Annotated in this window: 9 protein-coding genes and 14 tRNA genes; all 23 read left to right on the plus strand. The window is 46.5% G+C overall.

The genetic code is table 11. The features are described 5' to 3' along the window. The 23 genes from LG211_RS00495 (at window position 1) to LG211_RS00605 (ending at window position 12,180) form a co-directional block, all read left to right on the plus strand. Entirely contained in the window at window positions 1-1,542 is a 1,542-nt protein-coding gene (locus LG211_RS00495; protein ID WP_148395448.1) for a YifB family Mg chelatase-like AAA ATPase, read from the plus strand. Next, window positions 1,532-2,428 (plus strand): DNA-processing protein DprA, encoded by an 897-nt coding sequence (gene dprA, locus LG211_RS00500; protein ID WP_269476825.1) that lies wholly within the window; start codon window positions 1,532-1,534, stop codon window positions 2,426-2,428. Before LG211_RS00495 ends, dprA begins: the two co-directional genes overlap by 11 nt. Before the next feature lie 175 nt (window positions 2,429-2,603). Next, window positions 2,604-4,664 carry a type I DNA topoisomerase gene (topA, locus tag LG211_RS00505; RefSeq protein ID WP_148395450.1) on the plus strand — a complete coding sequence of 687 codons (2,061 nt, stop codon included), beginning with the start codon at window positions 2,604-2,606 and terminating at the stop codon, window positions 4,662-4,664. 47 nt (window positions 4,665-4,711) lie between these two features. Next, window positions 4,712-5,251, plus strand: a complete 540-nt coding sequence (hslV, locus tag LG211_RS00510; protein ID WP_148395451.1) for an ATP-dependent protease subunit HslV — start codon at window positions 4,712-4,714, stop codon at window positions 5,249-5,251. 9 nt (window positions 5,252-5,260) lie between these two features. Further along, complete coding sequence (gene hslU / locus LG211_RS00515) at window positions 5,261-6,709, plus strand: ATP-dependent protease ATPase subunit HslU (protein WP_148395452.1); 1,449 nt, start codon at window positions 5,261-5,263, stop codon at window positions 6,707-6,709. Window positions 6,710-6,931: 222 nt separating this feature from the next. Beyond that, the gene (gene codY, locus LG211_RS00520; protein ID WP_148395453.1) at window positions 6,932-7,711 is read left to right on the plus strand and encodes a GTP-sensing pleiotropic transcriptional regulator CodY; all 780 of its coding nucleotides are present in this window, start codon (window positions 6,932-6,934) and stop codon (window positions 7,709-7,711) included. Between the two features lie 76 nt (window positions 7,712-7,787). After that, window positions 7,788-8,459, plus strand: coding sequence for a sporulation protein YunB (gene yunB, locus LG211_RS00525; protein ID WP_148395454.1), 672 nt, complete (start codon window positions 7,788-7,790; stop codon window positions 8,457-8,459). Window positions 8,460-8,499: 40 nt separating this feature from the next. Beyond that, the gene (gene hflX, locus LG211_RS00530) at window positions 8,500-9,780 is read left to right on the plus strand and encodes a GTPase HflX (protein WP_253021081.1); all 1,281 of its coding nucleotides are present in this window, start codon (window positions 8,500-8,502) and stop codon (window positions 9,778-9,780) included. Next, on the plus strand, window positions 9,767-10,396 hold the full coding sequence (locus LG211_RS00535) for a YigZ family protein (RefSeq protein WP_269476826.1): 630 nt from the start codon (window positions 9,767-9,769) through the stop codon (window positions 10,394-10,396). The genes hflX and LG211_RS00535 overlap by 14 nt, the downstream gene beginning before the upstream one ends. Window positions 10,397-10,460: 64 nt before the next feature. Continuing rightward, a tRNA-Asn gene (locus LG211_RS00540) sits at window positions 10,461-10,535 on the plus strand. A gap of 251 nt (window positions 10,536-10,786) precedes the next feature. Next, a tRNA-Val gene (locus LG211_RS00545) sits at window positions 10,787-10,862 on the plus strand. A gap of 49 nt (window positions 10,863-10,911) precedes the next feature. After that, window positions 10,912-10,988 (plus strand) — tRNA-Asp (locus LG211_RS00550). Window positions 10,989-11,021: 33 nt separating this feature from the next. Next, window positions 11,022-11,096 (plus strand) — tRNA-Thr (locus LG211_RS00555). A 116-nt stretch (window positions 11,097-11,212) separates the two neighbouring features. Continuing rightward, a tRNA-Tyr gene (locus LG211_RS00560) sits at window positions 11,213-11,297 on the plus strand. Window positions 11,298-11,319: 22 nt separating this feature from the next. Next, a tRNA-Gly gene (locus tag LG211_RS00565) sits at window positions 11,320-11,394 on the plus strand. Between the two features lie 5 nt (window positions 11,395-11,399). Further along, window positions 11,400-11,473, plus strand: a tRNA-Gly gene (locus LG211_RS00570). 5 nt (window positions 11,474-11,478) lie between these two features. Continuing rightward, window positions 11,479-11,555: transfer RNA gene (locus LG211_RS00575), tRNA-Arg, on the plus strand. Between the two features lie 12 nt (window positions 11,556-11,567). Beyond that, window positions 11,568-11,644: transfer RNA gene (locus tag LG211_RS00580), tRNA-Gln, on the plus strand. 3 nt (window positions 11,645-11,647) lie between these two features. Then, a tRNA-Lys gene (locus LG211_RS00585) sits at window positions 11,648-11,723 on the plus strand. A 44-nt stretch (window positions 11,724-11,767) separates the two neighbouring features. After that, window positions 11,768-11,856: transfer RNA gene (locus LG211_RS00590), tRNA-Ser, on the plus strand. A 56-nt stretch (window positions 11,857-11,912) separates the two neighbouring features. Continuing rightward, window positions 11,913-12,004 (plus strand) — tRNA-Ser (locus tag LG211_RS00595). A gap of 5 nt (window positions 12,005-12,009) precedes the next feature. Continuing rightward, window positions 12,010-12,085: transfer RNA gene (locus tag LG211_RS00600), tRNA-Trp, on the plus strand. 18 nt (window positions 12,086-12,103) lie between these two features. Continuing rightward, window positions 12,104-12,180 (plus strand) — tRNA-Pro (locus tag LG211_RS00605). Window positions 12,181-12,315: the final 135 nt, after the last annotated feature.

Genomic DNA, 12,315 nt, shown 5'->3' on the forward strand with positions numbered 1-12,315 from the left:
ATGCTTTCGAAGATTTTCACTGCTTCGCTGCTGGGGATGGAAGCGGACCTGGTAACTGTGGAGATCGATCTGCAGCCAGGCCTTCCGGCCATGAACATGGTCGGCCTTGCCGATACTACCATCAAAGAGGCAAAAGAGCGAATCCGCGCCGCCATCTTGAATTCCGGATTTGAATTCCCCAAAAGAAGGATTACGGTAAACCTTTCTCCAGCAGGAAGACCCAAAGAAGGAAGTCATTTCGACCTTCCTATTGCAGTTGGTATCCTGCTCCTTGGCAGTCAATGTGTGCCGGTCCGAACAGACACGGCTTTAATTGGAGAGCTGTCATTAGATGGCAAGGTAAAACATATTCGAGGTGCCTTGCCTCTGGCCATTGGCCTCAGAGAAAGAGGCATCCGCAAGCTGCTGCTTCCCTATAAGAATCTTGAGGAAGTGGCGCTGCTCGAAGACATCGACCTCTATCCGGTCAAGGATTTGCAGGAGAGCATGGATTATTATCTGGGGCTGAGACCTGCTTCCCCATATAATAGGAAGAAAAAAGGTACCTTCAGTCAGGCAAACCCATCGGATGATTTTTGTGACGTAGTGGGTCAAGAATGTGTAAAGAGGGCTGTCACAGTGGCTGCGGCGGGAAATCATGGACTTTTACTGATGGGCAGTCCGGGCAGCGGCAAAACGATGATCGCCAAACGGATACCTCAGATTATGCCGGAAATGAGCTATGCAGAACAGCTGGAAACCACTAGAATTCATAGCGCTGCCGGGCTTTTAAGTGAAAACTGCCCTTATATAAAGGAAAGGCCTTTTCGCATGCCCCATCATACTATTTCCAGAGCAGCGCTGATCGGCGGCGGCAGTAAGCCCAGGCCGGGCGAAATTTCATTGGCCCATAACGGAATTTTGTTTTTGGATGAATTCGGTGAGTTTGACCATCGAGTGACAGAACTGCTGCGTCAGCCGCTGGAAGACGGCAAGGTAGCCATCAGCCGCGCCCGGGGGACGATAGCTTTCCCTTGCAGCATAATGCTGGTCGCTGCAGCCAATCCCTGTAAATGCGGATATTTGGGAGACGAGCGGCACGTTTGCACCTGTACGGAAAAGCAGCTTAACCAATATCAATCTAAATTTTCCGGACCAGTACTGGAGCGGATCGATTTGCACATCAAGGTATCTGCAGTGCTTGACCCTAATTTGAAAAAGAAGGAAGGCGCATTGTCCAGCTATGAAATGAAAAAACAGGTTCAAAAGGCAGCGGCGCTGCAGGCGCAGCGCTACAAAGGGACCGGCGTTCGTTTTAACAGCCAGCTGGGGGAGCAGCAGATTTACAAGTATTGCCCCATGACAGCAGCCGGGCGGAAACTTCTGACGGATGCTTATCAAAAACTAGCGCTGAGCATGCGCACATATTACAAAATTATTAAGGTTGCCCGAACGATTGCTGACCTTCATGGTACCCACACAATCGATGAGTACCATATAGCAGAGGCGTTACAATATCGGGCATTGGATGATTTTTACAGGAGGCCGGACAATGGACATTAAAAAAGTTTATATCAAGGATGCTGATTATCCACTGCTTCTGAAAGAAATAAAAAATCCGCCGAATCCGCTTTACTATATTGGTGATTTGACGTTGGCGAAGAGACGCTGTGTAGCAGTGGTCGGATCAAGAAAAGCGACGGAGTACGGGTGCTGGGCCGCAAAGCGGCTGGGAAACTGTCTGGCTGAAAGCGGGGCGGTGGTGGTCAGCGGAATGGCGAAAGGGATCGATACATGTGCCCATATGGGTGCGTTAGAAAGCTGCAGCAGCCAGCTTTCGGATGAATCCGGCGGAAAAAACCGGAAGGGCGGAACCATTGCGGTTTTAGGTTGCGGTATCGATATTTGCTATCCTCAGTCCAACCGCAGATTGCGTGACCAAATCGCCGCCCATGGACTACTGCTTTCTGAATATCCACAGGGTACGGAACCGGCCAGATACCATTTCCCGCAAAGAAATCGAATTATCAGCGGCTTGTCCGAAACCACAGTAGTCGTACAGGCTAAGGAGAGTAGCGGAGCGCTGATCACGGCCGAATTGGCCGCAGATCAGGGGAGAAATGTGTATGCGATTCCGGGGAATATTAACAGCGCCTATAATTTGGGAAGCAATAAACTGCTTCGAGACGGGGCAACGCCCCTGGCCGTGCTGGAAGACCTTTTGGCTGATATGGGACTTTCCGGTCTTAGGTTCCAGAATTTACAAAAGAATTTAGGCAAAGATGAATTTGAGATCGTTTCTCTCCTCAAAAAAAATGGTGAAATGACGCCGGACCAGCTCTGCCGCGCCACTGGAAAGCCGGCTGGCCTTCTTAACGGAATCGTGACCATTTTGGAGTTGAAAGGAGTAATTTACACTTCTTTGGGAAAAATTTTTATTGCAAAATAAAAAAAAGGCGATATAATAAGCTTTTAGAACCAATAAGGAACAAAGTCGGCTTCACCGATTCTTAAAAAGAAGTAGATTTTGTTGATACTTCGGAAATATCGCTGACGATATTTCCTACGTAATAAAAAAATTCTGCAAGTTGCAGGATAATGATAATAGATGGGGAGGATTTTTTATGGCTGCTGCCAAGAAAAATTTGGTGATTGTGGAGTCACCATCAAAAGCAAAGACGATTGGGAAGTTCCTCGGAAGCAAATATAAAGTGATTGCTTCTGTAGGGCATGTAAGAGATTTGCCAAAGAGTAAACTTGGGATTGATATTGAACATGATTTTGAACCGCAATATATCGCGATTCGTGGTAAAGGCGACATTATTAAAGAACTGAAAAAAGAAGCTAAAAATGCTGCCAAAGTCTTTCTGGCAACTGACCCGGACCGGGAGGGCGAAGCGATTTCATGGCACCTGGCGTTTCTGCTCGGCATTGACCAAAATACGCCATGTAGAATTGTCTTTAATGAAATCACTAAAAAAGCAGTACAGGCCGCGATTAAGAATCCTAGGCCGATTGACCTAAAACTGGTAGATGCGCAGCAGGCTAGAAGAGTGCTGGACCGGCTGGTAGGTTACCAGATCAGTCCCCTGCTGTGGAGAAAAGTTAGACGGGGATTGTCAGCGGGCCGAGTTCAGTCTGCGGCTCTGAAGATTATCTGCGATCGAGAAAACGAAATCAAAGCATTTATCCCCAAAGAATATTGGAATATTACGGCTGAGCTGAAAAAAGGAAAGAAGTTCACCGCAAAGCTGGCTGAATATAATGGTAAGAAACTTACGGTAGAGAATAAAGAACAGGCTGATGAAATTGTTAAAGTTTTGAAGGCCGGCGAGTATATGGTGAAAAAAGTAGAAGAGAAAGAACGCGCAAGAAAGCCGTATGCTCCCTTTACCACCAGCAGCCTCCAGCAGGAAGCTTCAACCAAGCTGGGCTTTTATACGAAAAAAACCATGCTCATTGCACAGCAGCTCTACGAAGGTATCGAAATTAAAGGACACGGGACGGTAGGTCTGGTTTCCTATATCAGAACGGATTCGGTGCGAATCTCGGATGAAGCAAAAGCCGCCGCAAAAGAATATATTTTTGAAAACCTAGGAGCTGAGTATTATCAGAATAATGTATATTCCAATAAAAAAAAGGATGTACAGGATGCCCACGAGGCCATCCGCCCCAGCTATATTGAGCTGGAGCCTGATGAAATTAAAGACTCCCTCAGTAAAGATCAATACAATCTATATAAGCTGATCTGGTCCAGATTTATGGCCAGTCAGATGTCTCCTGCCAAATTTATGGGCGTTTCCGCAGCGATCGATAACAGCGACTATATGTTTAAAGCTACCGGGTCTAAGTTGATCTTTGATGGCTTTTTAAAGGTATATTCACCCGGGAAAGAGGATGACAGCGATAAACTGCTTCCTCACCTGGAAAAAGGCGAAAAGCTGGAACTGGTGGAGCTGCTGTCAGAGCAAAACTTCACTCAGCCGCCGGCCAGGTTCACAGAAGCAAGTCTTGTAAAAGATTTGGAGGAAAAGGACATTGGCAGGCCGAGTACTTATGCCCCTATCATTGCCACCATTATCGAACGAAAATATGTCAATCGTGAAAAAAAGACGCTGACTCCTACGGAGCTGGGCTTTATTGTCACACAGATGATGGAAGAATATTTTAAAGAAATCGTTGATACTGGATTTACAGCAGATATGGAAGATAAACTGGATGCGGTGGAAGTAAAAGATGTGGAATGGAAAGATATCATTCGCGACTATTATGGAACCCTTGAAAAGGAACTTGAAACAGCGGATAAAGAAATAAAGAAGGTTGAATTTGAAGTGGAGCTTACCGGAGAACTCTGTGAAAAATGTGGCAAACCGATGGCTGTCAAGCATGGCCGATTTGGCGAATTTGCAGCCTGTACCGGTTATCCGGAATGTAAGAACACAAAGCCGATCGTCAAATCAACTAATGTCAAATGCCCTAATTGCGGCAAAGATATCGTGGCAAGAAAGAGTAAGACTGGTCGTGTTTTTTATGGATGCAGCGGTTATCCCGAATGCCAGCAGTCTTATTGGAATAAGCCGATCGACAGGAAATGCCCGAAATGCGGTTCACTTCTTGTTGAGAAAAAAACTAAAACGAGTAAGTATGCGTGCTCTAACAGCGAGTGCGATTATAAAGAAGAATAGAAGTTTTATTAATTAGAACAAGGGGAATCATGAATGGAGGTATGAACATGGTACAGTTCCACGCGACGACGATCGTTGCAGTAAGAAGAGGCCCTGACGATGTCTGCATAGGCGGCGACGGTCAGGTAACAATGGGTGAAACAGCCATTATGAAGAATGGTGCAAAAAAGGTTAAAAAAATCTATCGCAATTCTGTTTTGACGGGATTTGCAGGCTCTGTAGCAGATGCTTTCTCCCTGACAGAGAAATTTGAAAGCAAACTGGATGAACATGGAGGTAATTTAAAGCGGGCTGCGGTAGCGCTGGCTCAGCTTTGGCGTTCTGATAAAGCTATGAGAAGTCTGGAAGCGCTGATGATTGTAGCTGATCGGGAAAGCCTGCTGGTTGTCTCTGGAAACGGCGAAGTGATCGAACCGGATCAAGATTTTATCGCCATTGGATCTGGAGGAAACTATGCTTATTCAGCAGCAAAAGCACTCTATAATAATACCGACATGACCGCAGAGGAAATCGTAAAAGAGGCCCTGGGTATTGCCTCATCCATCTGCGTTTACACGAATGACAACATATCAGTAGAAAAACTGTAGGAGGAAATTATGGCAAACAAATTATACCAGATGACTCCCAAAGAAATCGTAGGGGAATTGGATAAATATATCATCGGACAGGACGAAGCTAAAAAATCAGTAGCCATCGCCCTCAGAAACCGCTATCGGAGAAGTCTGCTGTCAGAAGAAATGCAGGAAGAAATCACACCCAAGAACATCTTGATGATGGGCCCGACCGGAGTAGGTAAGACAGAGATTGCCAGGCGTCTGGCAAAGCTGATGGATGCTCCCTTTGTAAAAGTAGAGGCTACGAAATTTACGGAAGTGGGTTACGTGGGAAGAGACGTTGATTCCATGATCCGTGATCTGGTGGAGGCGTCCATTCGTATCACAAAACAAAGCCAGCTGGATGAAAAGTATGCAATTGCTGACGAGATCGTGGAAGAACGGATCATTGAAGCAATCATTCCAGGGAAAAAAAAGCCGGCTAATGAACCGAGCAACAACCGGAATCCGTTTGACTTTCTGCTGAGCGGCGGTGGTTATCAAAGCCAGAAGCAACAATATGAGCAGCAGCAGATGGAACAGAATACACAGAATCCTGACGAAAAACAGGATGTTGAACTGGCCAGAGAACAGGTGAGACAACAGCTGAGACAGGGACTTCTTGAGGAACAGTTCATTGAAATACAGGTGACGGATGCTCCCAAGAGCAATACGCTGGACCTGAACGGGGAAGGTATGGGCATTGCCATTGGAAACATTTTCGGGGATATGATGCCGCAGAAGAAAAAGAATAAGAAAGTAAGAGTAAAGGATGCCAGAAAGATCCTCAGGGAAGAAGAGGCACAGAATCTGATCGATATGGATCAGGTAATTGAAGATGCACTGCATAACGCAGAGCAGAATGGAATCATTTTTATCGATGAAATCGATAAAATCGCTTCCGGATCCGGCTACCGCTCTTCCGGCGCAGACGTGTCTAGAGAAGGGGTGCAGAGAGACATTCTTCCCATCGTAGAAGGCAGTGTTGTCAATACAAAGCATGGACCGGTCAAGACCGATCATATCCTCTTTATCGGTGCGGGTGCATTCCATACGGCAAAACCGACGGATCTGATTCCGGAGCTCCAGGGTCGTTTTCCAATCCGTGTAGAATTGGAAAACCTGGACCGAGAAACGTTCCTCAAAATCTTGACGATTCCGGAAAACGCCCTGCTGAAGCAGCATAAAGCCCTTTTAGAAACCGAGGGCGTAGAGATTGAGTTCACGGACAGCGCGATAGAAGAGGTTGCTACGATGGCCTTTTTAATGAATGAACAGACGGAAAACATCGGTGCAAGAAGGCTGCATACCATTCTGGAGAAGCTTTTGGAGGATATTTCCTTTAATATTCCGGATATGGAAGAGGACAAATTTGTAATCGATGCTGATTATGTTAAAGAAAAATTCATGGAAAAAATTCATCCGGAAGACATCGATCGGTTTATCTTATAAGGTGGAGAAGGGTTTGAGCAAACACTCTACAATATACGCAAAATAGTAAAAAAGCGAACAATATAAAGGACAACTTAGTTTTAATTTTCTCGTTATAAAAAACTTTTTAGAAAACTCAAAAAATGAGTTGTCATATTTGAGAAAACCATATATAATACCTATATCAATAAAAAGATTGGAAATTTTGTACAACGACAAGTTGTAGAAGGAGAGACATCATATATGGAAAATCAAATTTTAGCAAAAGTAAGAAAACTGAACTGGGTCCTGCAGGAAAGCGTCGCAGGTGCATTTTCATTTAAAGAGCTGTGCGCGATCCTCAGCGATCTGATGGATGCCAATGTTTACATTGTTAATCGAAAGGGAAAGGTCATCGGTGTTAACTATAAGATTCGTTCCGATAGTTCCACAATCGCCGATCCGGAAACGGGATCTGAAAAGTTCCCAATCGAATATAACGAAGCATTGCTGAAAGTGACCACCACCCAGGCTAACCTGACAGCGGAAGAAGCGCTGAAGATTTTTAAATACGATTATGATACTTCGGACAAGCTTCACACCGTTATTCCCATTCTGGGAGGCGGGCAAAGATGGGGTACACTCATCGTGACCAGATATGCGCCGGAATTCAGCGATGAAGACTTAGTTCTCGGCGAATACGGGGCTACTGTGGTAGGGCTGGAAATACAGAGAAGAAAAGCGCTGGAAGAAGAAGAAGAATCCAGACAGAGGGCTGTCGTGCAAATGGCGATTGGAACCCTGTCTTACTCTGAGATTGAAGCCGTACAGCAGATCTTTTCCGAACTGAATGGAAATGAAGGTCTGCTGGTTGCCAGCAAGATTGCTGATCGTTCGGGAATCACCAGATCAGTCATCGTCAATGCGCTGAGAAAATTGGAAAGTGCCGGCGTAATTGAATCCAGATCCTTGGGCATGAAAGGCACGCATATTAAAATCGTTAATTCCAAATTTAACGAAGAACTTGAAAACCTGAATATTTAACGAATGAATAATTCGAAAAACAAGCACAAAACATCTCTGCCGAACATAGACTGATATAGTCGGCGGAGGTGTTATTATGAAAAGAAAAAGAAGACGGAGAGAAAGACGGTCCTTTGTACTGCCTTTGTCTCTGTTTTTAATATTTATCGCCATTGCTTCCTCTGCCAGCTATTATCTCAAGACTACGATAGAGCCCAATCTGGAAGAGATCGGAAAAATGAGGGCGCGGACACTGGTAACGCGAATGGTCAACAAGGCTATCAACGATCAGTTTCACGAAGAGACGGACACGGATAATCTGATCATTCGCAAGACCAATGATAAAGGTGAGACGGAAATGATCCAGGCGGATACCAAGGCCATGAACCTCCTCATTACTGAAATTTCCAAGGAACTACAGGAGGAATACCGCCGCATGGAAGAAGACAAGATCGATGTCCCTTTGGGAGCTGTCCTGGGAAGCCAGATTTTATCCGAGCACGGCCCCAAAGTCGATGTTAAGGTGATTCCTCTCAGTGTTTCCGGAATCGACTTTAAAACGGAATTTGAAGCCAAAGGGATCAACCAGACCAAGTATAAGGTATACATAATTTTAAAGAGTCAGGTCAAAGTGTTAGCTCCACTGTCGGCAGCAACCTTCGATATGTCCAGTACGGTTCTCATCGCCGAAGCTGTTATTCTGGGCGGTGTGCCCAAGAGCTACGTTCAGGTACCGAAAGAAGATATTTTAGATGTGACGGATGAGTAAAAGGTAGCATAATGCGGAAGAGTTGTGGTAAGATATAGCCATGGTTAGATTTAATGAAAAGAATGAAATAATAAAAGAAGAAGATTATCAGGCCATTCTGGTGGGCCTGCAGCTTGGGGAGGATATCTCCTATTCCATGGAGGAACTTTCCGGGCTGGCTCAGGCAGCGGGCGTCACTGTGTTGGGCCAGATGATCCAGAGCTTGGAAAAACCCAACTCCGCCACACTGATCGGAAAGGGCAAGGTGGAAGAACTGGCGCAGATGTGTGCTAATATGGAAGCGGATACGGTTATTTTCAACGAAGAGCTTTCCGGCATGCAGCTGCGGAATCTGGAAGAATCCCTGTCCGTCAGAGTGATCGATCGCACGATTTTGATCCTGGATATCTTTGCAGCCAGGGCCACGTCCAAGGAAGGCAAGCTGCAGGTTGAGCTGGCGCAGCTTCAGTACCGCCTGCCCCGATTGACCGGCTTTGGCAAATCCTTATCCAGGCTGGGCGGCGGCATCGGCACCAGGGGTCCGGGTGAAAAAAAGCTGGAGACAGACCGCAGGCATGTTGCCGGAAGGATGGACGATATAAAAAAAGAGCTGGCCCGCATAAAAAATACCAGGAGCGTCCAGCGTACACAAAGAGAAAAGGCCCAGATTCCAGTCGTGGCATTGGTCGGATATACCAACTCGGGAAAATCTGCACTTATGAACCGGCTTTTGAGCATGTCGGAAAAGGAAGACAAAGCAGTAAAAGAAAAGGACATGCTTTTTGCTACATTAGATACACAACAGCGCAGCATTCAACTGGAAAACAACTTTGAATTCATCCTAATCGATACCGTAGGCTTTGTCAGCAAGCTTCCTCATTCACTGGTGGAAGCCTTTAAAGCAACTCTGGAAGAGGTAAACTATGCCGATCTACTGCTGCATGTGGTGGATGGATCTTATGAAAATTATGATTTCCACATAGACGTGACCAATCGAGTAATTGATGAGATTGGGGCCGGCGGAAAAGAAAAGATTATGGTCTACAATAAGCTTGATCTGATACAAGAGCTTCCAGTGGATGCTACAGAATGCGAGTGCGTTTTTGTGTCTGCCAAATATGGGGATCATATTGACGAACTTTTGGCTAAAGTACGGGAAAAACTCTTTGCCTCTCGGGTGCGGGCCGCACTATTAATCCCCTATGACCGGGGGGAACTCTCTTCTTACTTATGTGAGAAGGCTATTGTGCATGGGATGGACTACAAGGAGGAGGGTACCCTTTTTGATGTTGAATTGTCGGAGATAGATTATAACAGGTTGAAAAAATATGATACAGTATAAAACCGTTGAAAAAGAGGCTCATGCAGAGCAGATTATAGAGAAATCCCGTTTTATCGCCTATGTCAAACCGGTAGAAACCAGAGAAGAAGCAGATGCTTTTATCGCTTCTGTAAGAGACTTGCATAAAACTGCTACCCATAACGTTCCTGCATTGGTTGTGGGAGAACAGTTTCAACTGCAGTGGGCCAGCGATGACGGGGAGCCGCAGGGGACTTCCGGTGCGCCGATTGTGCAGATGCTGGTCAAAGAGGGCGTGACCAATCTAGCGGTGGTTGTCACCCGGTATTTTGGCGGGATCAAGCTGGGAACGGGCGGTTTGGTGAGGGCCTATACCAGCAGCGCCAAACTGGGGCTTGAGGCGGCGGGAATCTGCCAGATGAAAGAGATGGCAGTCCTGCAATTCAAGCTGGATTATTCCTTCCTCAGTAAAGTGCAGAATCTTTCGCGAGATGGAAATTTTTCGATTACAGACATAATTTATGAAGAATTGGTTACGATAAAAGTGGTGACCGATGTGGAGAAAAGCGATGAAATAAAGGCGCTGCTGGGCAATCTTACCGCAGGGAAGGCAGCTCTCATTTCTGAGACGAAAGAGTTGAGAAAAAATGCTCTATAAATTTCCATAAATTGCGTTGACACGCACCTTTAGCTGTGCTAATATATAAAAGCTCTCAAGTTGTTCCAAGGTAGCTCAATGGTGGAGCAACCGGCTGTTAACCGGTAGGCTGTGGGTTCGAGCCCCACCCTTGGAGCCAGTTTTTAAAAATAAGAACAAAAAGGGAGAGAACCCGAGAGGGTAGAAAGCTCCGGCGGAGCTTTCTTCGTGAAGCAGTGCCCCGGCACGGCGGAGCGGATTCAGCTTGCGCAGCAAGCGTGAGCCCCACCCTTGGAGCCAATTTTTAAAAACTGCGAGAACTGACAAAAAAGATTAAAAAAGTTCTTGACAACTTGAGGAAAATGCTGTATATTTAATAAATGTGTCGAGTAGATAAAAACACTTGCTCATGGGCGCTTAGCTCAGCTGGGAGAGCACCTGCCTTACAAGCAGGGGGTCATAGGTTCGAGCCCTATAGCGCCCACCATAACAGTTGACGTTTGGCTGAAAAAGCGGACGTGTTATCAAGGAAATGCGGTCCGGTAGTTCAGTTGGTTAGAATGCCAGCCTGTCACGCTGGAGGTCGACGGTTCGAGCCCGTTCCGGATCGCCAATTTTATCAGACTGATACCAAACAGCGATGTTTGCTGGCGTGGCTCAACGGTAGAGCAGCTGATTTGTAATCAGCAGGTTGGGGGTTCGATTCCCTCCGCCAGCTCCAAAAAAGTCATGAGTTCCTTTCAAAGGTAAGCGAGCCCGAAAGGGTATGACTGTGAATAACGTTAAGCAAATTGTTTGCAAGACGAAAGTCGCATGAGAAAGATGCGACACCTATATCGAGGGTTTCCCGAGTGGCCAAAGGGGGCGGACTGTAAATCCGTTAGCTGAGCTTTCGGTGGTTCGAATCCACCACCCTCGACCAATTTCATTATTATGTTTAGTGTGCGGAAGTGGCTCAGGGGTAGAGCATCGCCTTGCCAAGGCGAGGGTCGCGAGTTCGAATCTCGTCTTCCGCTCCATTTATGCGGATGTAGTTCAATGGTAGAACCTCAGCCTTCCAAGCTGATGGCGTGAGTTCGATTCTCATCATCCGCTCCATTTTTGGGCTCATAGCTCAGTTGGATAGAGCAACGGCCTTCTAAGCCGTGTGTCCGGGGTTCGAATCCCTGTGGGCTCGCCATTTTTTCAAGATTGGGGTATAGCCAAGCCGGTTAAGGCAACGGACTTTGACTCCGTCATTCGTAGGTTCGAGTCCTGCTACCCCAGCCATACGACCCATTAGCTCAGTCGGCAGAGCACTTGACTTTTAATCAAGGTGTCCGGAGTTCGAATCTCCGATGGGTCACCAACTTTTTTAGGGTATGGTGTAGCAGAACAAAGACTTACAAGTGAGGAGAGGTGTCCGAGTGGTTTAAGGAGCTGGTCTTGAAAACCAGTGACTCCGAAAGGGGCCGTGGGTTCGAATCCCACCCTCTCCGCCATAAGGATTCTGAGGATACTCGCAGAATAATATGACGGGAAAAAATTATTTTAGCCTGGAGAAGTACTCAAGAGGCTGAAGAGGACGGTTTGCTAAATCGTTAGGGTTCGTTAAGGGCCGCATGGGTTCGAATCCCATCTTCTCCGCCATTTATAGGGGTATAGCTCAGTTGGTAGAGCAGTGGTCTCCAAAACCACGTGCCGTGGGTTCAAATCCTACTGCCCCTGCCATATCACTAATCCCACTTTCGGGGTGTAGCGCAGTTTGGTAGCGCAACTGGTTTGGGACCAGTGGGCCGCGGGTTCAAATCCTGCCACCCCGACCATCATAGAGGAAGATTGTGACAGAAGCCCGGGTAAATGGGAAACCTGTATACGGTTCGCTTCTCAGCATACTTTGTTCGCTGCACTTGTACATAGCGATGAAAGACCGCGTGAAATGGGCAACGTGCACACGGTGT

This window comes from Hominibacterium faecale, from assembly GCF_020734085.1.
Taxonomy (GTDB): Bacteria; Bacillota; Clostridia; order Peptostreptococcales; family Anaerovoracaceae; genus Hominibacterium; species Hominibacterium faecale.

Bases quoted from the DNA above. Each gene is read 5' to 3' on its own strand.
- codY (WP_148395453.1), top strand. From the start codon at position 6,932: ATGGAAAATCAAATTTTAGCAAAAGTAAGAAAACTGAACTGGGTCCTG.
- hslU (WP_148395452.1), top strand. From the start codon at position 5,261: ATGGCAAACAAATTATACCAGATGACTCCCAAAGAAATCGTAGGGGAA.
- topA (WP_148395450.1), top strand. From the start codon at position 2,604: ATGGCTGCTGCCAAGAAAAATTTGGTGATTGTGGAGTCACCATCAAAA.
- LG211_RS00495 (WP_148395448.1), top strand. From the start codon at position 1: ATGCTTTCGAAGATTTTCACTGCTTCGCTGCTGGGGATGGAAGCGGAC.
- hslV (WP_148395451.1), top strand. From the start codon at position 4,712: ATGGTACAGTTCCACGCGACGACGATCGTTGCAGTAAGAAGAGGCCCT.
- LG211_RS00535 (WP_269476826.1), top strand. From the start codon at position 9,767: ATGATACAGTATAAAACCGTTGAAAAAGAGGCTCATGCAGAGCAGATT.
- dprA (WP_269476825.1), top strand. From the start codon at position 1,532: ATGGACATTAAAAAAGTTTATATCAAGGATGCTGATTATCCACTGCTT.
- yunB (WP_148395454.1), top strand. From the start codon at position 7,788: ATGAAAAGAAAAAGAAGACGGAGAGAAAGACGGTCCTTTGTACTGCCT.
- hflX (WP_253021081.1), top strand. From the start codon at position 8,500: ATGGTTAGATTTAATGAAAAGAATGAAATAATAAAAGAAGAAGATTAT.